Origin of the sequence: Enterococcus sp. AZ048 (assembly GCF_051715125.1) — a bacterium.
GTDB classification, from domain to species: domain Bacteria; phylum Bacillota; class Bacilli; order Lactobacillales; family Enterococcaceae; genus Enterococcus_A; species Enterococcus_A gilvus.
The window spans coordinates 642,450-666,886 of record NZ_JBIOTD010000002.1 but is presented as its reverse complement, the minus strand read 5'-3'; the positions used below and the strand labels follow the sequence as shown (position 1 = coordinate 666,886).

General features: G+C 45.9%; 21 protein-coding genes and 1 pseudogene. 18 read left to right on the top strand and 4 right to left on the bottom strand.

Annotated features, from left to right (window positions below; translation table 11 throughout):
• Window positions 1-20 precede the first annotated feature (20 nt).
• From IGI66_RS17010 to IGI66_RS16990, 5 genes are read left to right on the top strand one after another with little or no spacing between them, the layout of a single operon-like run.
• Window positions 21-1,697: a thiamine pyrophosphate-dependent enzyme gene (locus tag IGI66_RS17010; protein WP_438849695.1), complete on the top strand. Its 1,677-nt coding sequence runs from the start codon at window positions 21-23 to the stop codon at window positions 1,695-1,697.
• Window positions 1,698-1,727: 30 nt separating this feature from the next.
• Window positions 1,728-2,630: a sugar phosphate isomerase/epimerase family protein gene (locus IGI66_RS17005; protein ID WP_438849694.1), complete on the top strand. Its 903-nt coding sequence runs from the start codon at window positions 1,728-1,730 to the stop codon at window positions 2,628-2,630.
• An 18-nt stretch (window positions 2,631-2,648) separates the two neighbouring features.
• Complete coding sequence (locus IGI66_RS17000; protein ID WP_438849693.1) at window positions 2,649-3,602, top strand: D-2-hydroxyacid dehydrogenase; 954 nt, start codon at window positions 2,649-2,651, stop codon at window positions 3,600-3,602.
• Window positions 3,603-3,625: 23 nt separating this feature from the next.
• The gene (locus IGI66_RS16995) at window positions 3,626-4,780 is read left to right on the top strand and encodes a glycerate kinase family protein (RefSeq protein WP_438849692.1); all 1,155 of its coding nucleotides are present in this window, start codon (window positions 3,626-3,628) and stop codon (window positions 4,778-4,780) included.
• Between the two features lie 16 nt (window positions 4,781-4,796).
• Window positions 4,797-5,159, top strand: a complete 363-nt coding sequence (locus IGI66_RS16990; RefSeq protein WP_010778672.1) for a cupin domain-containing protein — start codon at window positions 4,797-4,799, stop codon at window positions 5,157-5,159.
• A gap of 119 nt (window positions 5,160-5,278) precedes the next feature.
• On the opposite strand, the gene IGI66_RS16985 is transcribed toward IGI66_RS16990, so the two are convergent.
• The gene (locus IGI66_RS16985) at window positions 5,279-5,896 is read right to left on the bottom strand and encodes a TetR/AcrR family transcriptional regulator (RefSeq protein WP_316406833.1); all 618 of its coding nucleotides are present in this window, start codon (window positions 5,894-5,896) and stop codon (window positions 5,279-5,281) included.
• A 126-nt stretch (window positions 5,897-6,022) separates the two neighbouring features.
• Between IGI66_RS16985 and IGI66_RS16980 the strand changes: the two genes are divergently transcribed.
• Complete coding sequence (locus IGI66_RS16980) at window positions 6,023-9,037, top strand: YhgE/Pip family protein (RefSeq protein ID WP_438849691.1); 3,015 nt, start codon at window positions 6,023-6,025, stop codon at window positions 9,035-9,037.
• Between the two features lie 125 nt (window positions 9,038-9,162).
• Here the strand turns inward: IGI66_RS16980 and IGI66_RS16975 are convergent, their stop codons facing one another.
• Entirely contained in the window at window positions 9,163-10,188 is a 1,026-nt protein-coding gene (locus IGI66_RS16975; protein ID WP_010778669.1) for a LacI family DNA-binding transcriptional regulator, read from the bottom strand.
• 159 nt (window positions 10,189-10,347) lie between these two features.
• Here IGI66_RS16975 and IGI66_RS16970 point away from each other — a divergent pair, with 159 nt between their 5' ends.
• From IGI66_RS16970 to IGI66_RS16915, 12 genes are all read left to right on the top strand, one after another.
• Window positions 10,348-11,784 (top strand): glycoside hydrolase family 32 protein, encoded by a 1,437-nt coding sequence (locus IGI66_RS16970; RefSeq protein ID WP_438849690.1) that lies wholly within the window; start codon window positions 10,348-10,350, stop codon window positions 11,782-11,784.
• Between the two features lie 14 nt (window positions 11,785-11,798).
• Window positions 11,799-13,079 (top strand): ABC transporter substrate-binding protein, encoded by a 1,281-nt coding sequence (locus IGI66_RS16965; protein WP_316406837.1) that lies wholly within the window; start codon window positions 11,799-11,801, stop codon window positions 13,077-13,079.
• 13 nt (window positions 13,080-13,092) lie between these two features.
• Window positions 13,093-14,043: a carbohydrate ABC transporter permease gene (locus tag IGI66_RS16960; RefSeq protein ID WP_010778666.1), complete on the top strand. Its 951-nt coding sequence runs from the start codon at window positions 13,093-13,095 to the stop codon at window positions 14,041-14,043.
• Window positions 14,043-14,870 (top strand): carbohydrate ABC transporter permease, encoded by an 828-nt coding sequence (locus IGI66_RS16955; protein WP_438849689.1) that lies wholly within the window; start codon window positions 14,043-14,045, stop codon window positions 14,868-14,870. Before IGI66_RS16960 ends, IGI66_RS16955 begins: the two co-directional genes overlap by 1 nt.
• A 3-nt stretch (window positions 14,871-14,873) precedes the next feature.
• Complete coding sequence (locus tag IGI66_RS16950) at window positions 14,874-16,322, top strand: glycoside hydrolase family 32 protein (RefSeq protein ID WP_114525966.1); 1,449 nt, start codon at window positions 14,874-14,876, stop codon at window positions 16,320-16,322.
• 7 nt (window positions 16,323-16,329) lie between these two features.
• Window positions 16,330-17,199, top strand: a complete 870-nt coding sequence (locus IGI66_RS16945) for an ROK family protein (RefSeq protein ID WP_438849688.1) — start codon at window positions 16,330-16,332, stop codon at window positions 17,197-17,199.
• 24 nt (window positions 17,200-17,223) lie between these two features.
• Window positions 17,224-18,333: an ABC transporter ATP-binding protein gene (locus tag IGI66_RS16940; protein WP_438849687.1), complete on the top strand. Its 1,110-nt coding sequence runs from the start codon at window positions 17,224-17,226 to the stop codon at window positions 18,331-18,333.
• A gap of 151 nt (window positions 18,334-18,484) precedes the next feature.
• On the top strand, window positions 18,485-18,952 hold the full coding sequence (locus IGI66_RS16935; protein WP_438849686.1) for a PTS sugar transporter subunit IIA: 468 nt from the start codon (window positions 18,485-18,487) through the stop codon (window positions 18,950-18,952).
• A 172-nt stretch (window positions 18,953-19,124) separates the two neighbouring features.
• Window positions 19,125-20,678, top strand: coding sequence for a PTS transporter subunit EIIC (locus tag IGI66_RS16930; protein WP_438849685.1), 1,554 nt, complete (start codon window positions 19,125-19,127; stop codon window positions 20,676-20,678).
• Between the two features lie 35 nt (window positions 20,679-20,713).
• Window positions 20,714-22,051 (top strand): 6-phospho-alpha-glucosidase, encoded by a 1,338-nt coding sequence (locus tag IGI66_RS16925; RefSeq protein WP_438849684.1) that lies wholly within the window; start codon window positions 20,714-20,716, stop codon window positions 22,049-22,051.
• A gap of 129 nt (window positions 22,052-22,180) precedes the next feature.
• Window positions 22,181-22,951, top strand: a complete 771-nt coding sequence (locus IGI66_RS16920) for a MurR/RpiR family transcriptional regulator (protein ID WP_438849683.1) — start codon at window positions 22,181-22,183, stop codon at window positions 22,949-22,951.
• Window positions 22,952-23,109: 158 nt separating this feature from the next.
• Window positions 23,110-23,256, top strand: coding sequence for a hypothetical protein (locus IGI66_RS16915; protein WP_314574471.1), 147 nt, complete (start codon window positions 23,110-23,112; stop codon window positions 23,254-23,256).
• Window positions 23,257-23,407: 151 nt separating this feature from the next.
• Here IGI66_RS16915 and IGI66_RS16910 read toward each other — a convergent pair whose 3' ends face one another.
• Entirely contained in the window at window positions 23,408-23,956 is a 549-nt protein-coding gene (locus IGI66_RS16910; RefSeq protein WP_438849682.1) for a DUF2922 family protein, read from the bottom strand.
• 65 nt (window positions 23,957-24,021) lie between these two features.
• Window positions 24,022-24,399: pseudogene (locus tag IGI66_RS16905) on the bottom strand (hypothetical protein); the annotation flags it as partial.
• Window positions 24,400-24,437: the final 38 nt, after the last annotated feature.

Below are 24,437 nucleotides of genomic sequence, written 5' to 3'. Positions count from 1 at the left end.
AATTAAAAAAGGAAGAAGGAATGGATATGAAAGCAGCAGATGCGATCGTTCAGATTATGGTTAAGGAAGGAATTACAGATGCTTTCGGCATTCCAGGCGCAGGGATCAATCCAGTCTATAAGTATCTGGAGGAGGCGCCGATCGAACATTTTTGTATGCGGCATGAGGAAGCGTGTATGCATGCGGCGGATGGGTATTACCGTGCCTCTCACAAAATCAGCGCGGCACTTTGTACGTCAGGGCCAGGCGCGACTAATTTTGTTACGGGACTGTACACGGCGCAGATTGATTCGATTCCAGTTCTTGCCATCACCGGTCAAGCCAATAGCTGGCAGATGAAACAGGATGCGTTTCAATGTGTCGATATGGAGAGCATTGCCAAAACCGTTTGTAAGAAAGTCTTTTGTGTCTTAGAGGCGGAGAAGATTCCAGAAATCATGCAGGAGGCATTTTATCTGATGCGCAATGGAAAGCCCGGGCCTGTGCTGCTGGACTTGCCTTTAGATATCCAACAGACGGACATCGACTTTGACATCGCTGACTATCAGCCGGCCGCCAAGGAGACAGTGACACCTGAAGCTGCGAAGATCCAACAAGCGATGGATATGATCCAAAAAGCTAACGCACCGATTATTGTTATGGGCGGCGGTGTGATTCTGTCTCATGCAGAAAAAGAGCTAATCGAATTTGCAGAGATGTTAGAAATCCCTGTAATCACGACTTATATGGCAAAAGGCGGGTTACCGGAAGAGCACCCATTAAACGCGGGACATGCCGGAATTCAAGTCGGACAGCCGATCGGCAATCGCTATTTCTTGGATTCTGATGTGGTCATCGGCATGGGCAATCGCTTCACGGATCGCCATACAGGAAATTTGGCTGTTTACCGTGAAGGCCGTCAATTTATCCATATCGATATCGAAAAAAGACAAATCGGCAAAGTTTTTGAGCCAGAGCTAGGAATCGTTTCTGATGCCAAAGAAGCGTTGACCGCCCTGATCGCGGAAGCGAAGGCACGCAACGTGAAACCCATTAATTCTAAGCGATCGGCGGATCTGCCTGCCGCAAGAAAAGAATTGGCTCGCAAAACCGATTTTGACAGCAAACCAATGATGCCGCATCGGGTTTTTCATGAGATGAATGCTGCCTTTGATGATGCCACCATGTTCACTGCCGGCTGCGGCATTACACAAATCTGGAGCGGACAATTGCAAAAGATCAACCGCGCTCGTCGCTATTTGCCATCTGGGGGCGCCGGCACCTTGGGCTATGAAGTTCCTGCTGCTTTCGGGGCAAAGGTGGCTGATCCAGCTGCACACTCTGTTACCGTGCTAGGGGATTTCGGCTTTACCTTTATGGGTGAGGAGATCGCCGTCGCGGCGGCCTTCAAGAAACCGATCATCGTGATCATCGTCAATAATGCCTATCTAGGCTTGATTCGCCAAAATCAAAAAGGCGCATACGGCTTTGAATATGCTGTCGATATGCCCTACAACCAAGACGGGACGATGGATTATGTAAAAGTTGCTGAGGGCTTCGGCTGCGTCGGCGAACGGGTATTTACTCCAGATGAACTAAGAGGCGCGATTGATCGGGCGAAGCAATCCAATAAAACGTATGTGATCGATGCGATCTGTAAACCGGAACAATTATGCGACATGGGAACGGCGTTGGACAACGTGAAATCGTTTGTGTAGCACCAATCAAAAGAAAGCGAGTGAAGAAGAATGAGAGAAAGTATTCATAAATATTTCGATATGGGCTTGATTCAATGGATGAGCTATCCGCCGAAGGACTATCCGCTACTAGAGACCTTGACGAAAATTTCAAGAGACCCTTATTTTAATGCGGTCGAGATGACTCAAGTAGTAGACGATGACGAGCGGAAGAAGGCTCGAGATATTTTGGCACAAAGCCACATTCGTGTATGCTACGGAGCGCAGCCGCGTCTATTGGGCCCCGGCTTAAATCCGAATGCGATTAATGAGGAAGAGCGGCTAAAAGCAGAGAAAACCTTGCTGGAAGCCATCGATGAAGCAGAATATCTAGGTGCGAGAGGGATCGCTTTTCTTTCGGGCAAATGGGAGGCCGGAACGAAGGAAGAGGCCTATCAGCAATTGCTGAAAACGACGCGCAATTTGTGTACCTATGCTGCGAAAAAGGACATGATGGTGGAGTTGGAAATCTTTGATTATGACATGGACAAGTGTGCCCTGATCGGCCCAGCCCCTCTTGCTGCTCAATTTGCCGCAGATGTCTGCTTGACCCACAACAACTTTGGGCTGATCGTGGACCTGTCCCATTTTCCAACGACCTATGAAACCAGCAAGTTTGTCATTCAGTGTACCAAGCCCTATATTACCCATCTGCACATCGGCAACAACGTAGTGACAGAGGGCTGCGAGGCATATGGCGATCTGCACCCGCGCTTTGGCTATCCAAACAGTGCGAATGATGTTCCAGAATTACTGGACTTCTTCCAAATATTGAAACAGGAAGGGTTTTTAGATGAAAAATCCCCGATGGTATTGTCCTTTGAAGTGCAGCCAAGACCAGATGAAGATGGAGACATCATCGTCGCGAATACGAAACGGGTCATTGAGCGTGCGTGGGCATTACTGGAAGACTAAAAGGAGAGGAAGATTCTTATGAAAATCGTCGTACTAGACGGCTACACAGAAAATCCCGGTGATCTGAGCTGGGAAGGACTGGAACAACTAGGGGATTTGACCGTGTACGATCGTTCCTCGCAGGATCAGGTCGTGGAGCGAATCGGCAACGCAGAGATCGTCTTAGTGAACAAGGTCCAATTGACCAAGGAAATCATGGCGCACACAACGAATCTCAAATATATCGGTGTCTTGGCTACCGGCTACAACGTGGTGGATGTAGAGGCGGCGAAGGCAAAAGGAATCACCGTGACCAATATTCCAACCTACGGAACTGACGGCGTGGCACAATACGCCATCGCCCTGCTTTTAGAACTCTGCCACCGTATCGGAGAGCATTCTACGACCGTTTTCGCGGGGGATTGGACCACCAATGCGGATTGGTGCTACTGGAATTCACCGCAAATGGAGCTGGCTGGCAAAACAATCGGGATCATCGGCTACGGTCGCATCGGTCAAAAGGTCGGCGCGATCGCGGCCGCATTAGGAATGACCGTCATCGCCAATGACAGAGGCCACACGGAAGGGATCGTTGCGGGCGCGAAAATGGTGGACTTGGACCAATTGTTCAGTGAATCCGACGTAATCTCGTTGCATTGTCCGCTGTTTCCTGAAACAGAAGGATTGATCAACAAGGAAACGATCGCAAAGATGAAGGACGGTGTCTATATCGTTAACGATTCTCGCGGGCAATTGATCAACGAAGCCGATCTGCGGGATGCCTTGAATAGCGGAAAAGTTGGCGGGGCAGCCGTGGATGTCGTGTCCACCGAGCCGATCAAACAGGACAATCCACTATTAGAAGCGAAAAACATGATCATTACGCCTCACATGGCGTGGGCTTCTCGGGAAGCACGCGCACGACTGATGGCGATCGCCGTAGAAAATGTTGAAAAATTCCAAGCAGGAACACCTGTGAATGTCGTCAATTAGCAGGCAGCGAAAGGAGTCCGACTATGAACATACTCGTCGCGATGGATTCTTTTAAAGGGAGCGTCAGTTCATTGGGAGCTGGCGAAGCTGTAAAAAAAGGAATCCAAGCTGGAATGAAATCCCTGCATGAAGAGGCGCTCGTCATCGACATTTTACCTGTAGCCGATGGCGGGGAAGGGACCGTAGAAGCCTTCGTAGCGGGAACGTCAGGCTCGATCAAGACAGCGATCGTGACAGGACCGCAGGGAAAGCCGATCGAAGCACGCTACGGTCGGTTGGGGGAACGCGCGATTCTCGAAGTCGCTGAGACATCGGGAATCACCCTAGTCGAGAAGGCAGAACAAGACCCTTGGCGAGCAACGACCTATGGCTTAGGAGAATTGATTCGGCGCCTAGTCCAAGAAGGACAACGAGAGTTTCTGATTGGGTTAGGGGGCAGTGCCACCAATGATGGCGGTTTTGGGATGCTGCAAGCGTTAGGCTACCGTTTTCTAGACAAAGACGGTCAAGCACTGTCTCATCAGATTTGTGAAATGGCACACATTGCGAAGGTCGAGGACTCCCACGTTCCGATCGAATTAAAAGACTGTCAGTTTATTGTTGCCAGCGATGTGACGAATCCGTTGTTAGGGGAACAGGGGGCAACGGCAATCTTTGGGCCGCAAAAAGGTGTTCAGCCAGCGGAGGTTGTGACCTTCGATGGGCTGCTCCAGCAATTCGCCCAGCAGACCAAAGCGTATTTAAATAAAGATTTTTCTCAAAAAGCGGGTGCTGGCGCCGCTGGAGGATTGGGTTTTGCATTCCTTGCCTATTTAAATGGGGAGATCCTTCCTGGATTTCAACGATTGGCCGAGGAAAAACACTTTGACGAGCGAATCAAAGCCTCAGACCTTGTGATAACAGGAGAAGGCAGACTCGATGCACAGTCTGTGATGGGAAAAGTTCCCTCGGCATTAGCGAAAATCACTCGAAAATACGACAAGCCGCTCATCGCCATCGCTGGCAGCACCTCCGAAGATGCTTACCAATGCAACGATCATGGGATCGACGCCTACTTCTCGATCCTCCACTCATTAGGAACAGAAGAAGAGCTGCTGCACCCTGAAAATACCCTAAAAAGCATCCAACAAACAGCCGAACAGCTCTTTCGCTTTTATCAAAAAATGAATGCGCTTTAAGAAAGGAAGAAACAGTATGTCAAAATCAAACATTGAAGAACGACTATTTAAAGTAGAAAACGTCGCATGTTTTGATCCAAAGGAAGGAAAAAAGAGCTTTTTCTATGAAACAGAAAAAACCGCCGGCGCGCTGTGGTGTCTTGAGCCTGGGCAAACCGTCTTCAATCACTCGCATACAACCTCAGATGACCTGTGGATCTGTATTCAAGGAAAAGGCACCTTCTATCCAGGCTACGGCGAAGAAATCCCGATCACGAAAGGCGACCTGATCATCTCACGACCAGGCGAACAGCATGGCATGAAGAACACCGGAGAAGAACGCTTCATTTTTGTCGGTGTGGCCGGTCCGCACCCTATGGATCTGATCGTGCATGAGTGAGGAAGTTGAAGAGCAGATCCTTCATAAAAAGAAACAGAAAAATAACCATTGATCGATAATAGGACGATCCTTCTCAGAGAGGGATCGTCCATTTTTTGTGGCGTGTTTCGGGTGAGATGCTATTTATCTTGCAGCAGGGTCAACGGTCCAACGATTCGGGCAGAGGAGATAATGGCACTGATTGTTTCTGGGGATTCTTCCATTCCTTTTTCCATCCAGTGCATGATGATCTCAGCCGAGGGATCGAAGAGAATGATCTCCAAGTAATCTTCTGGGACATCGGGGAAGTTTGCCTGTAACTGCGGATAATGGTCTTTTAGCAGGTAGGCGATCAGGTTGCGGATCGCACTTTTTAATTCATTAACAAAGTCGGGGTCGCCGTTTTTTCCTAAGAGCATCGACACGATATCCTTTTCTGTTTGGGCGTGCTGAATGGTCTTGACTAGGTCTTCGTAATCAATAAAGGTCGTCGGACTGTCGGAGAGATCGATCGTCCGCGGGTGCAGCTTTTTTTCTTTGACGCTGTCGATAAAATCATAAATATTTGTCTGACGGAATTCTGAAATAAGGTCAGAGATGTCTTGGTAATGCAAATAGAAGGTCGAGCGATTGATGGACGCGGTGCGGCAAATCTCAGAGACGGTGACCTCTCTTACGGGCTTGTGCTTGGACAATTGGATAAGGGATTGATAAATCTTTTGTTTGGTTTTGGTTTTTTTCGTATTTTGCTCCGCCATAAATATTCTCCTTTCAAATCAACACCTTTCAAACAACTGTTGGTTGACTTGCTTTCACGACGATTATATAATTTTCCAATCAACAAATCAACACGTTGTCTATTTCTTTTTTAGGATTGAAAATGGATGGAAGGAAAGAAGGAAGAAAAAATGATTCGAGCAGAATGGCGTTCGCTGTTAAAAAATAAATTTCTCTTGATCGTATTAGGTGCGATCGCGTTGATTCCTGCACTGTACAATTTGATTTTTTTGGGTGCGTTGTGGGACCCCTATGGCAAGGTGGATCAATTGCCGGTGGCGATCGTGAATCAAGACAAGCACGTTTCTTATCAAGGGAAGGACCTTGATCTTGGCAAAGAGGTGACAGACAATCTGTTAAAGAAAAAACCTTTAGACTTTCATCGGGTTTCTAGCGAGGAGGCCGAAAAAGGAATTTCAAAAGGAAAGTATTATATGATCGTGACGATTCCTGAAGCATTTTCAAAGGATGCGACGTCACTTTTGAGTCAACATCCTAAGCAAATGGTGATTGACTATCAGACATCTCAAGGGTCGAATCTGACGGCGTCAAAAATGTCCGCTTCAGCGATCACGGCATTGAAGGATCAAGTTTCCAGTCAAGTGACGGAAATGTATACGGAGGCCGTCTTGAGCAATTTCGGAAATGCGGGTCAAGGGATGGCAAAGGCGGCTACTGGCGGAGAAAAATTATCCGAGGGTACGAAGAAGCTGAAGGAGGCTACCCAGACGATTTCTACGAATTTAGTAACGTTATCTAACAGTTCGTTGACCTTTTCCGATGGCAGCCAGACGCTGACGAAGGGGCTGCAGCAGTATGTCGCAGGTGCGATGCAAGTGAATGAAGGTGCTGGTAAACTGGATCAAGGAATCGGCACGCTTGCTGAAAAAGGACCTGAATTAGCGAATGGCGTCAGCCGTTTGTCAGCGGGAACAACGTCACTGACGGATGGAATCAGTCAATACACTTCCGGGGTCGGGTCTGTTGCGACAGGCTCCCAAGCACTAGACTCAGGGCTTGGACAGTTAAATGGAAAGCTTCCAGCTTTATCACAGGGTGCAGAGCAGTTGGCGCAAGGATCAGCCAGTTTGAATGGAGGCATCAATCAGTATGTGGCGGGGGTTGCCGATGCAAACACGGGGGCTAAAAAAGTCACCGATGGCGCACAGCAACTCGCTGCACAAACAGAACAATTGCCCCAACAAGTCAAAGCTCTCCATGAGGGAACTGAAAAAATCGTCGCCGGGCTGCAAAATGTTCAACTATCCGAAGAAAAAAAGAACCAATTACTCACGTACACGGACAGTGTGAACAGCTATATTTCTCAAGTGTCACAGGCGTTCGGAGCAATTGATCTTTCAGGATTGGCTAATGTTGGTCAGCTAACAGGCGTAGTCAAGGAACTGTCGGACCAGCTTGCAGCATTGTCCGCCAGTGCCTCAAGTATGATGCAAAAGATGGAGGAAACGAAGCAAACGCTGAAGCAAAGCTATCAGACCGATTTGACAACCAACGCCAATGCAGTCGTTGCACAGTTGACTAGCAGCGGGGTGCCATTGACTGACGAACAAAAAGCCTCCGTCCTTTCGACGATGCAGGCGCAAAATAGCCAAACGCTGACTGCGATCGATCAGTTGTCCATCGATACGAGCCAATTAACGGCACAACTCGCTGCGCAGCAACAATCGTTGATGAAACTGAGCACGGCGTTGGCGGCACTCCAAGGGATACCTGTCGATCAAATCAGTCAGTTGAAACAAGGGGCGGATCAACTCGCTCAAGCTGGCGGAAAAGCGACCCCTGGATTAAAAAACATGATTAATGGCATGTATACCATTGGCAACCAGCTCACCCCTGGCGCACAGGCGATCAATGACGGTGTCGGACAATTAGACGCCAACATTCCCACACTTACAGCCGGTATTCAACACTTGGCTGAAGGAAGCAACCGTGTTTCTCAAGGCACTCAGCAGTTAGTTGAAAAAGGACAACCACTGTCGAAAGGGGCAAATCAACTCGCCCAAGGAACAGCTGGATTGAAAGAAAATGTTCCAGCAGTGACCGGCGGTGTCCAACAACTCGCGGATGGATCGAAAAAAGTGACCAGCGGGGCCAAGCAGTTAGCTGGAAAGTCCTCAAGTCTAGTCAATGGCGCTCAACAAGTCACCACTGGATTGAACCAGTTGAACCAAAACATTCCAGCGTTGAACACAGGGATTTCTATCCTGCATACTGGCTCGCAGCAATTGACCCAAGGCACCGGACAATTGGCTGCCAATGGCGGACAACTCGTAGCGGGTGCGCAACAGCTACAAAACGGTTCACAAAAAATCGCAGAGGGCAGCGGAAAACTAGCGGCAGGTGAAAATCAAGTGACCCATTCCTTAGGAACCGTGGGGACAGGACTAGGCACCTTGACCAATCAACTCGCGTCTGGCTCAAAGGAAATCGGTCAGCTCAACACAGGGAAGACGGGAGCAAACGCAATCACTCAGCCGATCCGTACCACTCATAATGACCCAGACAAACTGGCAAACAATGGGACAGGGATGGCGCCTTACATGATGTCAGTGGCATTGTTCATCGGAACAGTCACCTTCAACCTGCTCTTTGATGCCTTCAAACCGAAGAAAAAACCAACGACAGGTCTGGCCTGGTGGGCAAGTAAAGCATCCATCCTGGCAGTAGTCAGTATCGCGCAAGCCTTGCTTGTGGATGCCGCTTTAATGGGATTTCTGGGGATGGATGCCCTGCATCCCGTCAAAGTCGTCGCCTTCAGTATCTTAGTCTCCATGACCTTTATGTCGATCGTTACACTGTTCAATTTGCTTTTAGGAAAAGTCGGTTCCTTTGTCATGCTGCTGTTCATGATCCTGCAACTTGCCGCATCCGGCGGCACGTACCCGATCGAATTGAGCGGACATTTTTACCAAGCCGTCAATCCCTTCTTGCCGATGACATATTCGATCCGAGCATTGCGTGAAGGCATCTCTATCGGCGGGTCCATGCTGTCAGAAACCTTGCTGTTTATAGCCTTGTTGCTTATCAGCAATGCCATGATGATCCTGTTCTTTACGAAAAAACGGAAGAATCCTGTGCCCTTTGAAGAAGAATGGTCTTAAATATAATAAATAATCCGAGTTCCTTCATTGTGGAATGAATAGGACAGGAGAAGTGCTATCTATTTTATGAATCAGAAAAAGGCTCAATCTTTACGATTGGGCCTTTTTGCTGCTTATTTTGCTTTCTAGATAGCTGTAGATTCTCTAAGGATCAGTTTTGTGGAGTATTTTGAGATCGAATAGGGAATGTCAGGTTCGATCAAGCGGTCCATAATGAGGTGCGCGGCTTTTCTACCCAAATAGATTTTCGGCGTGTCAATGGTAGTCAAGCCCGGCAAAATCCGCTCGGAGTTCGGGATATTATCAAATCCGATCACGTTGACATCGTCCGGTATCCTATGACCCAGCGCTTGCAGGGCGTAGATCAATTGGATCGCTAGCCAGTCATTTCCGCACAAGAAGACATCCGGCACTTTTTTCATGGAATTGAGCAATTCTTTGATTTTCTCAAAATTCTCGAAAATCGTGTCTGTGTCCTTGAGAATCGAAGCGTGACTGTTGATTTCCAGTTCATGCTTTTTCAGCGTATTGAAAAAGGCATAATAACGCTCCATAAAACCAAGTCCTGTATTAGGTGAATACAAATCGCCAATAAAGGCAAAATCCGAGTAGCCCTTTTGAATGAGTAATTCAGTGATCCGTTCAACATTGGAATGATTTTCCATCATAACAATGTCACACTTTCCAATCAAATAATTAGGATTCTTTGGCGCATCCACCGTGACGATCGGAAGATGGGTCTCCAATAACTTGTCCCAAACCGGTCGGAAATTCATTTCGACCACAATGATGCCTTTCGTATTCGAACTGTAGACCGCCTCGGGCAAACGCCCCTCCTCGATATCCTCTTTCGATAACGTTGCGATCGTCAACTGGTAATTCGTCTCGGAAAGGACCATTTCGATCCCCGTCAAGACATTGCTCCAAAATTGAGAATCGTTTGCATGATTGATATTCAGGAACAAGATATTTCCCTGATCGATCTTGTATTCTGTCCGTTCTTCCTTCGTAAAATACCCCATGGATTCGGCTTTTCTTATAATGCTCTCCGTTGTTCGCTGAGATACTTGAGGATCGTTCTTGAGCGCCTTTGAAACAGTATTTCTTGAATACCCGGTTTCTTTAGCAATATCATTGATCGTACATTTCATTTTTCACCCTCCCACAGGCAGTATACCCACCCTATGCACATAAAAGCAATATTTATTTGCACGAAAATGCACAAAAAAGTGAAAAACGCTTGTGATTAAGCGCTACCAAAATTATTCTAAGGGTGTTAAATGATCAATTAAGTTTAGGAGAGATGTTGAATGAGTTTATTTTATCGACCGGAGAATGCGTGGGTGGGGGACTTGATCCCGTATTATGAAGAAGGAACATTTTATGCGTATTATCTGCATGATCCAAGAATCATCGAGGGGAAATATGCCGAAGAAACCACGTGGCATTTGGCGACAACCAAAGACTTTGTCCAGGTGGATTATCAAGGAGAAGCAATCAAACGGGGAACGAAGGAATCCTACAACCTCAATAATTACACAGGTTCAATCATTAAAGACGCTAAAGGCAAGTACCATGCTTTTTATACTGCTTTTAATGAGAACAAGCCTTTTGTAAATGGAAAGAGCGTCCAGCTAGTCATGAGAGCGGTCGGCGAAAGCTTGTACGAGCTCGAGACAGACCCGAATTTTCTATTTCCGTCTGACGGGAAAATCTATGAAGAGTTTGACTGGCGCGATCCTTTCGTTTTTTGGGTAGAGGAGGAGCAATGCTACTTCATGTTGCTGGCATCTAGACGTCAAGGGGCGGGAGATCTGAGAGGCGGCTGCATCTCTTTGTCGAAGTCAAAGGATTTGGAGACTTGGGAATATTGCGAACCATTCTATGATCCGAAGATGTACATCACGATGGAATGTCCAGAGGTCTTTAAGATGGGGGGGTACTGGTATTTAGTATTTTCAACATTTTCAGACCGCTTTACGACACATTATCGTTACGCAAAAAGCTTAGAGGGGCCGTGGATCATACCAGCAGACGACGTGTTTGATACACGTGCCAACTATGCGATCAAAACAGCTTCAGATGGAGAAAGAAGAATTGCCTTTGGCTGGGTCGCGACAAAAGAAGGAGAGACGGACTTTGGTCCCTGGGACTGGGGAGGAACGATGATTTTCCATGAATTGATCCAAAATCCTCAGACTGGTGAACTGAAGGCTGTGATGATTGATTCGGTTGGCGAATTCTTTGAAGAAAAATCGGAGATATCCGCACCAGTCTTTTATAATGATCATAGTAATGATAAAAACAAGGTCGCAAGCGACACGTTAGGAGCCATGCTGTTCGATAGTCCATCCGACACCTTTTCAGTGACAGTGGATTTTGATGTTTTGAAGGCAAAAGAGTTTGGAATTGCCCTTCATGTGGATGAAGGGATGGAAACGGGCTATTTCCTACGGATGCTACCGGAACAACAGCTGATCGCGTGGGATCTGTGGCCGCGAGCTGAAAAGGGCGAGTATCAATGGCAGATCAAAGGAGATATTCCCTATCAAGTGGAAACAAGCCGGCTTCTGCCGAAAGCGTCACGCTATCGTGTCTGCGTGTTGAGAGAAGGAAGTATGTGTGTCGTCTATGTGAACGACGAAATTGCGTTATCGACGAGATTATACAATCACAGCGGAAAAAAAGTAGGGGTTTACGTGGTTCAAGGGGAAGTAGTGTTGCATGAGATCGAGATAAAAGAATAGGAGTTGTTTCTTCCATGATAAGAAAAGTTGGAGTTTTGGTTAGTCTTTTAGGCGTTCTTTTTATGGTAACAGCCTGTGGAGGGGAAAAAGAAGATGCCTCCACTACGACGGTCAAATGGCTGACTTCTCGACCAGTCGGCGGGGCAATCGACGAGACCATGCGGGAAATCGCCGATCAGTACAGCAAGGAGAAAGGCGGGAAGTGGAAAATTGATTTTGAAACCACGGCAGACAGACCTTCATATTTACAGAAATTAAAAACATTGGTTGCCGGCAACAACATGCCGGATATCATTGACACCGATCCAGACCTTTACGCAAAAGAGCTTGTCAAAGCAGGGAAGCTCGTAGACATGAAAAAATTTCTGCAAAAGAACGACTACTATCAGAACTTTTACCCGACAGCATTAAAATACCAAGAATTTTCGGATGGTTCGATGTACACGCTCCCACTGGAATACCATGTCGAAATGATCTGGTACAACAAAAAATTGTTTTCTCAACACGGAATCAGTGTTCCGAAAACCTTCGATCAATGGTTAGTGGCATGTAAAAAACTGAAAGAAGCAGGGGTGACGCCAATCTCTGTAGATGGGATCGATCGCTGGCCGGTCCAACGCTATTTGGCGATGCCCGCCTTCAGGCAAACAGGAAATCAGTTTATTGAGAATCTGAGTCAAGGAAAAGAAAAAATGTCTAGTCAAACGGGTGTTGATTCAGTCAAGTTTGTAAAAGAGATCGGGCAATACTTCAATGAAGGGTTTTCTGCCACCGATTACGCGACAGCGCAATCCATGTTTTTAGATGGAAAATCAGCGATGTATTATATCGGTGACTGGGAGATTGGCGCCATGCAGGAGAAATACGATGCGGGCGAAATTGATTATTTCTATATGCCGACAACGAAGGACAGTGTGACAGCAGCCAATGAATTTTGTGTAAACTCCGGAATCGGTATGGCCTTCAACGCAGAAACTTTCGATGAAAAGACGAAGGATTTCCTCCTCTATGTGCTGGATCATTATGCAGATATCTACACGAAGAAAATGCAGATGTCTCCAATTAAAACGGAGTTGCCAAAAGATGTCGATTATTCAAGTTTGTATTTGAGAATCCGAAAAGATATGGACAATACCGGGGAGCAATTTATGAAGCCATGGGATACCTATCTGGATTCTTCAACGAATACGATCGTTCAGGACAACTTGCTGCTTGTAGGATCGGGAGACATGAAAATTCAAGATTTTGTCAAAATGATCGATGATTCGATCAAAGTGAACGTCACAGATCAATAATGGAGGGGAAAATATGGGTGTTTTACGTGATAAGAAAGCATTTTTCGTTTTTCTGATGCCTGGCTTGCTGTTCTATCTGCTCTCTGTTTTTTATCCAATCACGGAGTCGCTTCGTTTAAGTTTTATTAAATGGAACGGCATCACTCCGCAACAATTTGTTGGGTTGGATAATTACAAGCGGCTTTTTCAAGACCCGGTGTTTTATAAAGCATTAATCAATAATTTAATTTATTTAGTGATCGTTGTCATTATTCAGTTGTCGATTGGGTTACTATTTGCGGTATTGCTGACGTATTTGAAAAAACGGGCGAATTTAGTCAAGACGCTCTATTATGTTCCATGTATCGTTACGACAGTCGCCATCGCGCAACTCTTCAGAAGTATTTATTCAACACAGCCAGAAGGCTTGCTGAATCAGATGTTATCGGCAGTAGGGTTAGGAGGACTGGCGACTTCTTGGTTGACGAATTTGAATACGGTGCTAGGTGCCGTCTCGATTCCCGAAGGCTGGCGCTTCATCGGAATGTATATGGTCATCTTTTATGCAGCCCTCGTCTCATTAGATGAATCGGTGTATGAAGCAGCGAAAATCGATGGCGCTACAGAACTACAAATCCTCTTCAAAATCAAGATTCCCATGATCAAAGACATTCTGCTGCTCACCTTTACGATGTGCTTGACAGGTGCTCTGAGAGGGTTTGATATTCCTTACTTGCTGACAAACGGCGGTCCAGGGAATGCAAGCGAATTAATGTCCACATATATGTACAAACAGGCCTTTACCAATAACCAATATGGATATGGGAGCGCCTTGGCCGTCTTTATCATTATAGAAAGTGTCTTGATCATCTTTATTTTAAGAAAAATATTTGAGAATTACGATGTGAAGGCGCAGAAAAAGGCAGCGAAGCAGGCACTGGCATTAAGTAAACGCAAAAATAACAAAGAAGGGCGTGTGGCGTAATGAAAGAGAAGGCAATAAAGTACTTGTTTATCCTTTTATTGATCGTCTTTTTGATCATACAGATCTACCCTGTGATCTGGCTGTTCATTGCAAGTTTGAAAGACTCCGTAGAACTATCGACGACGCCATTCTCGTTGCCGAAAGCTTTGACATTTGAGAATTATAAAAATGTGCTGGGAGACGGTGTCATAGGCGGTTATATGTGGAACAGTTTGAAGATCACCATGATCTCGCTGGTGCTGATCCTCGTATTAAGTGCAACGATCGGCTTTGCGTTATCAAAATTTCGCTATAAACACAGCAAAAAGATCTATTCATTTTTCATGTTCGGCATCATGGTGCCTGTCCAAATCACACTGATTCCACTGTTCATTTTTTATAGCAAAATCGGGATCTTAAATACCAGTATGGCGATGGTCCTGCCGCAAGTCGGCTTTGCATTGCCGCTCTCTGTCATGATGTTTGTCAATTTCTACAGTTTTGTTCCTGATGAACTGATTGAGGCCGGGATCGTAGACGGCTGTTCACCGTATCGGGTCTTTTTACAAATCGTCGCACCGTTGGCGAGAAATACGATGATCACGATCGCTTCAATGTACAGTATTTTGATCTGGAACGACTTCATATTTGCCAATACATTTATCAGCGATTCTTCTGCCAAAACCATCACCATGGGCTTAAAGGATTACGTGGGCGCGTTTGGAAATGTGGATTGGGGCGCGACCTACGCGGCGATATCGATCGCCATTTTGCCACCAATCTTGATTTACTTCTCGCTGAATAAATGGGTGACTTCGGGCATGACTGCTGGCGCGACGAAAGGATAGCTTATGGAGAACAAAGCAAATCAATATATCGAAACAAATAGAGCGTTAGCCGTAAAAAGCTCCCAACAGCCTATCCTTCACTTTACACCGTCGTTAGGATGGATGAATGATCCAAATGGACTGATCTTCTTCAAAGGAGAATATCATCTGTTTTATCAATACCACCCCTACCAAACAAAATGGCATCAAATGTATTGGGGCCACGCGGTAAGCCACGATCTAATCACTTGGCAGGAGCTGCCGATTGCTTTGGCACCCTCTGAGGTATACGAAGATAGCCCGGAAGGCGGGTGCTTTTCGGGAACAGCTATAGAACACGAAGGCACGCTTTATCTATTCTATACAGCCGTCGCGAAAAATGCGGCAGGGCAACTGGTCCAAAAGCAATGCGTCGCAATGAGCGAAGACGGCCGGCATTTTTCAAAATACGAAAACAACCCCATCCTTCAAAACGATTCTCTCGGAAAGGAGAATCCTCATTTTAGAGATCCTAAAGTGTGGCAAAAAGATCATACCTTCTACATGCTTGTCGGTGTTAGTCAAGACAACGTTGGGAAGTTGGTTCTCTACCGATCAGAGAATCTTTTAGAGTGGACACTGATGGGGGTCGCCTTTGAAGAACCCAATGCGTGGATGCTGGAATGTCCAGATTTTTACGAATTAGATGGCAAGGACGTATTGACCTTTTCACCAGTAGGAATAAAAGGCGAATATTCGAGTTATCTGATTGGTCGCCTGGATTACGAGAAGGGGCGATTCCAAGTAGAATCGAGGGGCATTCTTGATTATGGCGTTGATTTTTATGCGCCTCAGACCTTTCTAACACCAGAGGGGGAACGGTATGTTATCGGCTGGCAAAACGGTTGGGAATGGATGGATGAGTGGAACGGCTTCGGTGAATTAACAGAAAATAGCTGGTGTGGTGCGATGAGCATACCAAGAAAAGTCACGCGAAAAGGCGATCGGCTGCACGCTTTATTACCAAAGGAAATCGCGCAATTGAAAGCGGCAGAGACGGTCATTTATGATACACAAACCGATGGATACCAAAAGTCCGTTTCCACGATTCAAAAGCCTACGCTCATCGAATTGTCGCTGGAAACAGGAGAAACACCGATCACGCTGGTGTTTAAGGATAAACGAACAGGACAGACAGACACGTTCACCATTGAGAAACACCTACGTTACCATTCTGAGGGGAATCCTTTGGGAAGAAAGGATATCATGCTGCCGCTTTCCAGCAGAAGCAAGACCCTCAAGATTCTGCTGGATCTATATGCTATAGAGGTCTTTGATGAGGACGAGGGAACGGTGTTAAGCGTGAATAGCTTTTTCAAAGGCACGCTCGCTCGCGATTTTTCCTTCAGCTGCAGCGAAAAAGGGCGGCTCAAACAGGTGGTAGTAACAGAACTGAATGGAAAACAAATGATCAAGAGATCTGTGAAGGAGTAGATGAAAGATGTTTGGAAGTATCGAAGCAGGAGGAACGAAATTTGTCTGTGCGGTAGCAACGGATGACTTAGAGATCGTGAAGCGGGACAGCTTCCCCACCACGAAGCCTGAAGAAACCATGAAAGCTGTCCTCGAATTTTTTTCGCCATATAGAGAAACGCTGAAAGGAATAGGCATCGGTTCATTCGGTCCCGTTGATATTCAGCACGAATCGCCAACCTATGGCCACATCACTTCTACACCAAAATTGGACTGGCAGCAGTTTGACTTTGTGGGAAAAGTGAAGAAGGCTTTTCCTATACCAGTTGCTTGGACCACGGACGTGAATGCAGCCGCCTATGGAGAATCTGTTTTTGGGAATGGCAAGGGACGGTCGAGCATCGTTTATTATACGATCGGAACCGGCATCGGGGGCGGCGCACTGCAATACGGCCGCTTTATCGAAGGCTTCAGCCATCCAGAAATGGGGCATATGCTGGTGAATCGACATCCAGCGGACACATACGAGGGAAATTGTCCGTTCCATAAAAATTGCTTAGAGGGCATGGCTTCTGGTCCAGCGATCGAAAAGCGAGCTGGGAAAAAGGGACAAGACTTGAGTGAAGAAGATGCGCAATGGGAGCTGGAAGCCTATTACCTTGCGCAATGTGCCTACAATACGACACTAATGCTTTCACCTGATGTCATTATTTTTGGTGGAGGTGTCATGAAGCAACGCCAAGTGTTAGAGAAAATGAAGGCAGCCTTCAAAGAATTGTTGAAGGATTACGTGGAGGTACCAGAACTCGATCAATACCTTGTGCTTCCGAAATTAGGAGACAACGCGGGAACTTACGGGTGTCTGGCATTAGCAAAAGAACAGCAGCTGCATTCTTAATAGGAAAGAAAAGGGTGAACACATATGACAGAACTAAGTTTAAAACATATTCATAAGAAATACGACAATGCAGAAACGTATTCAGTGACTGATTTTGATTTAGAGATCAAGGACAAAGAATTTATTGTATTTGTTGGTCCATCAGGCTGCGGAAAATCCACGACCTTGCGCATGATCGCCGGGTTAGAAGATATCTCGGAGGGAGATTTTACGATTGATGGTCAGCGGATGAATGATGTAGCTCCCAAAGACCGAGACATCGCCATGGTTTTTCAGAATTATGCGCTGTACCCACATATGACCGTTTTTGATAACATGGCGTTTGGCTTAAAGCTTCGTAAATACGATAAAAGTGAAATCGCGAAACGAGTCGAAAACGCCGCCGAAATATTAGGGCTTTCAGACTATTTGTATCGAAAACCAGCGGCGCTATCTGGTGGACAAAGACAGCGTGTTGCTCTTGGAAGAGCGATCGTCCGTGACGCACGAGTCTTTTTGATGGATGAGCCATTATCGAATTTGGATGCTAAGTTGAGAGTTTCGATGCGTGCCGAGATCGCCAAATTGCATCAGCGGTTAGAGACGACAACGATTTACGTGACCCATGACCAGACCGAAGCAATGACCATGGCCGACCGAATCGTCATCATGAAAGACGGCGTGATCCAGCAAGTCGGCTCGCCGCAAGAAGTCTATAACACGCCCGTGAATGTTTTCGTGGCAGGATTTATTGGTTCGCCAGCAATGAATTTTTTTCACGTAACATTGAAAGATGGGGTGCTGACGAATCATCATGGCTTAAAGCTGTGGATACCTGAAGGGAAGAATAAAGTATTAAAAGAAAAAGGCTATGAAGGAAAAGAAGTGATATTTGGGATTCGTCCAGAAGACATCCATGGCGAACAAATCGCTCTTGATACTGCCCCTCAATCAACCGTCCGTGCGCAAGTGGTCGTTTCAGAGCTGCTAGGGGCAGAGACGATGCTTTATTCCGTCATCGGTGACACCGAGTTTGTGGCAAAAGTGGATGCGAGAAATTTCCATGAACCGGGAACCTCTGTCGATTTAGCCTTTGATCTAAACAAAGGAAATTTCTTCGATAAAGAAACCGAAGCAGTCATCAAACTGCCATAATAATGAAATCCAGCGTTTTATCTCTGAAAAATGAGAAGAAACGCTGTTTTTTTGTCCCTGATTCTGGACTTAGGTCCATAAGGAGTGGCTACTATTGAATCGTTTGCAGCAACCTTTTACAGTTAGAACAAAGACTGAAAGGAGGAAGTTCATGTTTTGGAAAAAAGAAAAAATAGATGCCCCGATTAGCGGACAGTTTCTGGCGTTGAGTGAGGTCGAAGACGATGTATTTTCCAGTGAGATGATGGGTCAAGGTTTTGCTATTGAGCCGACCACTGAGACAATCATCGCCCCTGCTAACGGAGAGGTGATCAGTGCGAATACGGACATGCGTCATGCGATAGGGCTGCATTTGAAAAATGGGTGCGAAACCTTGATCCATGTTGGGATCGACACCGTATCCTTAAAAAATCAAGGCTTTTCTGTTTTTGTGAAGGAAGGTCAAACGATCAAGAAAGGGGAGCCGCTGCTCAAGTTTGATGGTCAGGTCATTAAGAATGCTGGATTGAAAGATACGGTGATTTTCATTGTAACAGATGCCAACGGGCGATCGTTGGAGATACCGACAGACTTGAAGAAAGTAGAGGCTGGGAAGACAACCGTGCTGCTCTTCAAATAGAAAATGTGGATCTTTATTTGAAACTCGTTATTAAAAACAGATATTTTCTAGTTTTGGTTCCTATTCTTGGACTTGGGTCCAAAGCGCCAGCGAAGGATTGTAACGGGTTTCATAAGTTGTTACTCTGGGGTCAAGAGATACGTATACTCAATAAAAGGAATGGAGAGAAACAATGAAAAGTAAATTTTCTCAGACGATGCAAGACTTTTCTAGAGCAGTGATCGTTCCAGTTAAATTCATGGCGGTAATGGGCTTGTTCTTGGCAATATCTGTTATTTTACAATTAGAATTTATGCCAAGTGTACTGCAAACATTCGGTGGCCTAATAAAAACAATGATGGATAGTATGTTGAATAATCTCGCACTTATTTTTTGTGTAGGCATATCGGCTTCTTTAGCTAAAAAGAAAAAGGTCGAAGCGGCATTGATCTCATTGATCGCCTTTTTATTCTTTCTAGCTGCAAATAATGCTTGGCTGACGCTGACGAATCAACTGGCTGAGGCAGGGGAGATGGGCTTGTTTGGAACAGGTCAAGCAGTCGTCTTAGGGTTTCAAGTTGTAGATATGAATGTCTTTTTAGGAATGTTGGTTGGCTGTCTCGTGGCATTTATCCATAATCGTTTTTCTGAGAAAGAGTTTGTCGATTTCTTGAGTATTTATGGCGGCTCGCGGCTCTCCTTCATGATCCTCATTCCAGTCATTTTAGGAACAGCAATTGGGATGAGCTATCTATGGCCAGTCGTGAATGGCTGGATCTCTTCATTGTCAGGCTTCATCTTGACGACGGGGTTATTGGGCGTGTTTATCTACTCATTCGGAAATCGCTTCTTGATACCGACAGGGCTGCATCATTTGTTGTGGATGCCCTTTTGCTTCACTGCTTTAGGCGGGACCGCGGAGATTGGCGGTCAAGTCTACAATGGAGCAGCGAATATTTTCTACGCTGAAATGGCCAATGCCGGATCGATCACTAGCTTGGACCCGTCCTTGCGCTTTGCCACTTTCGGATTTGTGAAAATCTTTGGCTCGATCGCGGTTTCTCTCGCCTTGATCTACTGTGCTCAAAAGCATCGTAAGGAAGAGGTGAAGGGAATGATTCTGCCTTCGATGTTCGTTGCTGCGGTGGCGGGGATCACAGAACCATTAGATTTTTCCTTTTTGTTTGCATCGCCATTGTTGTGGCTTGTTCACAGTCTGTTAACGGCCGTTTCAGAGACGATCCTTTGGGGTATCGGCGCCAGAACCTACATGCTGTATGGCTTGATCGATACGGTCGTATCCAACTCGGTCTTCAGTCCCTATGTGACGAAGTTTTATTTAGTCATCATCGTCGGTATCATAATGTCTGTGGTTTGGTATTTCGTTTTTGTATTATTGATCAAAAAATTGAATATTCAAACACCGGGTCGGGAAGCTGTTCTGTCAGAAGCGGCTGTTGTAGTGGATGGATCAGAAGGGGAACAGACTCTTAAAAGTAGTGATGATTTTGAGGACGTTGTCGCCGGCTTAGGCGGAAGAGAGAACATTGAAAGTATTTCTAATTGTTTTACTCGGTTACGTGTGACCGTGAAGGATGAAGCGTTGGTGGATTCCTCTCGATTAGAACAAATCTCCCAGCAGAAGGGCATTGTATTGAATGGTACCAATGTTCAAGTCATCATCGGCATGGGCGTACAGAGCTTTAAAGAAGACATCTGTGAACGGTTAGGGATGAATGAATCTTAAAAAAAGAACGTTTAACAAGTGAAAGGAAGAGAAGAATGAAGTTAGAAAAACAGTCCGTTGTCATTGCAGGCGGAGGAAGCACTTATACCGCGGGCATCGTCATGATGCTGATTGAAAATCAGGAGAAATTCCCTTTGCGTCAATTAAAATTTTATGACAATGACGAAGAACGTCAAAGTATCGTCGCCAAAGCATGTGAAGTGATCGTGAAGGAACGTGCACCTGAAATCGATTTTTTAGCCACAACTGATCCAAAAGAAGCCTTTACCGATGTTGATTTTGTCATGGCGCATATTCGCGTGGGTGGATTGTCTATGCGAGAAAAAGATGAAAAAATACCACTAAAATATGGGGTCGTCGGTCAAGAAACCTGCGGACCGGGCGGGATGGCCTATGGCATGCGGTCGATTCCTGGCGTGGTGGAGCTGATCGATTGTATGGAAACCTATTCACCGAATGCGTGGATGCTCAACTATTCCAATCCAGCAGCGATCGTAGCGGAAGCGACAAGACGAATGCGTCCAAACGCCAAAATCATCAATATTTGCGATATGCCCGTCGCCATCAAAAAATCCATTGCGGAAATCGTCGGTCTTGAGAACGAAAGTGACATCGTTGATCGTTATTATGGCTTGAATCATTTCGGCTGGTGGACTGAGATGACAGACAAACAAGGCAATGATCTCATGCCAAAATTAAAAGAGCACCTAGTAAATTACGGATATGCGGCAGCCGGCGGTGAAGAGAATCCTTTATTGGAAGAAAGTAGTTGGATGGACACCTTCCAAAAAGCCAAAGATGTCTACGCTGTCGATCCGACGACGGTACCCAACACGTATCTAAAATATTACTTATACCCCGATTATGTCGTCGCTCACGCCGATCCAAACTACACACGAGCCAACGAAGTCATGGATAATCGTGAGAAAAACGTCTTTGCGGAGTGTGAACGGATCGCTGCTGCTCAAACAGCAGAGGACACGACCATTGAAGCTGGAGAACACGCTGAATTCATCGTGCAATTAGCAGGCGCACTTGCCTACAATACCTATGAACGAATGCTTTTAATCGTTAAAAATGAAGGCGCGATCGCGAATTTGGACGATGACGCGATGGTAGAAGTCCCATGTCTCGTAAGCAAGCGCGGTTATGAACCGTTATGCATGGGGAAAATCCCACATTTCCAAAAAGGGATGATCGAACAGCAGGTCGCAGTCGAAAAATTAGTGGTAGATGCCTTTGAGGAACATTCATATCAAAAATTATGGCAAGCCATGACACTATCCAAAACTGTTCCTTCAGCCTCGGTAGCTAAACAAATTTTAGATGAGATGATCGAAGCAAATGGCGAATGGTGGCCAAAATTAACATAAGCGCCGTTCAGAAAAGTATTGATGATTGGAAACGATCATTGATACTTTTTTCCTTTTCAAACAGGATCAGGGCATTGCGTTCCATTTTTTGTCAGGTAGAATAAGAAGAAAACGGAAAGGAGAAGGCCGATGCTTTTTTCTGATATTGTCAATCAACATTACGATAACTTAAACGACGGGGACCTTCAGATGGTCAAATGGATCAATGCCAATCTCAACGAAGTCCCCGCCATGGGAACCAATGAATTTGCGAAAATCTGCCACTCTTCAAAATCCTCCGTCATTCGTTTTACACAAAAATTGGGCTTTACAGGTTTTAGTGAACTACGAAATTTTTTAAAATGGCAAAGTAATCCAAACGATGCTGCGAAAGAAGGCCTTTTTAAAAATAGAATTTTTGCTGACGCAAAACGGACGATCACCTATCTCGAGGACAACAAATGGGAAACTATTTATCGTTCGCTAGAGCTTAGCCGAAACGTTTATTTATTAGGCACTGGCGTTACCCAGCAAAACCAAGCGGCAGAATTGCAGCGTCTCCTGCTGTTGATCGGAAAGCCAGCCCAAATGATCCCGGCCTCTTCACAATCCAACGAATTCAAACGCATCATGGAAAATATCAACGAAGAAGATTTGATCTTTGTACTGTCACTGTCCGGTGAAAATCAGCATCTTCTTAATGTACTGAATGTTCTCTCCACCCACCGAGCCACCATCGTCTCCATCACGAATATGCAGAACAATGTCTTGTCCGGCCGCTCCGATCACTCCTTGTACGCCTCAAGTAGTCGGAGTCCAAATCCCAACGATTGGTGGCTTCAGACCGCCTCTTCTTTCTTTCTAGTGATCGAAGCCTTTGCTTTTGGGTATATGGATTATTGTCGAAGGGATAGTGATTGATACAGGAACGAAAGCGCGTTAATCTCAAATTATTCAATTGAAACAGGCGTAAAACAAGCTTATTTGCTGAAGAAAAAGCTTGCGAAGTTGGATGAAAAAGATTTTGGTTTATGGGAAGGCCTAAGTGCAGACCAAATAAACCAAAGGTATCCTTTCGAATGAAAGCGATGGTTGGCGGCATTCGTACCATTCAGAAATTTTGCTTTCCGAAAGATAATTTCTGGGATATCAAGCTTCAACAGGACAACTATACCGAACTACATGTGACAAACGGAACCTTTACTCGAATCGTTTCCAATGAGTAGACGAAGATCGATCAAAGTATGCGCCACAAATAAGCTTCGATACCGATTAGAAACGCTGATCGGTATTTTTTATGCGGACTCCCATTTTCGAAATTTAACAGATCTCTGCCAGCATCGGTCAAATAAAGTAGTCGTGAAGTGTCGAGACGAATTATTTAGGCTGCCGTTTTTCTCGCCGTAACAGACTGGAGAGGAGCCGTTTCCGCGATTTTGGCGGGGAATCCTTCGTTGGATAAGCTGAAACCGCCTCTCTCGTCGCTTCCGTCGGGCTAGTTTTAACGGAATCCGCAGGTGATGCGGACAAAGTTTCATTGGAGGATTGCTGAGCCAAAGGAACATTCGGCAAAGTGACAGTCGGAAAGTCGGGTTGATTCTCGTGATTCTTCGCAAACGCAGGCAGTTCCACAGCCTCCACGCGTTTACTCGCAGCACAGCACGTCGCTTCTTTCACTTCCTCCGCTTCCTCAGAAGAATCCGTCGTTCGGTCAAAAATCTCATGTTCGATCGTCGTCACGATCTTCGCAGTAACGACGGTATCAAAAAGCTTCACGCCGTCCTGTTCAAAAATATCTAAGTTCGTCAATAATTCACAGGCTTCTTTGATGGTCTCCGCGGGCAATTCGGTGTCAATGTCTTTATAGGTCCATTTGTGCTGTTTGCCTCGCTCGTTCGCAAATGTTGCGACTAATTTGTGTTTCATCGTGTCATATCCTTTCTCTGTCGGCTAGGGGGTATACTCAAAGGTCGCATACTCGAGGCTCGGTGTTCTGTCGCTTCATCAGGGCGGTCAGTCGAAAGCAACGAACGCAGCACTGCCACCGCCTTCTCGCCAAAATTCCGCAGCGGAAATACCCGCAGCTTCAAGCTTCGCCATTCCGGCGCCATAAAATAGTCTTGGAAATAATAAAAGAATCGTTTCATCGTCCGTGTCGCTTTCGTCGTCAGAAAAAGCTCGCGAATAAGATCCCGCAGAATATGCTTGAATTCCTGCGCGCCTAACGTGCAGCGGACCCGCAGCGCCAATGCGTACTGGATCGTCAAACTGCTGTTTTGCGTTTTGTAGTAATGCTCCGAGATTCGCTTCTCAAGATTCTTCGGCGTCATGGAAAAAAGCTGGCGGTGTGTCAAAAGTGTCTCAGTCATCGTATCGTCTCCTTTAATTTCGTATCAATTGATAAGTC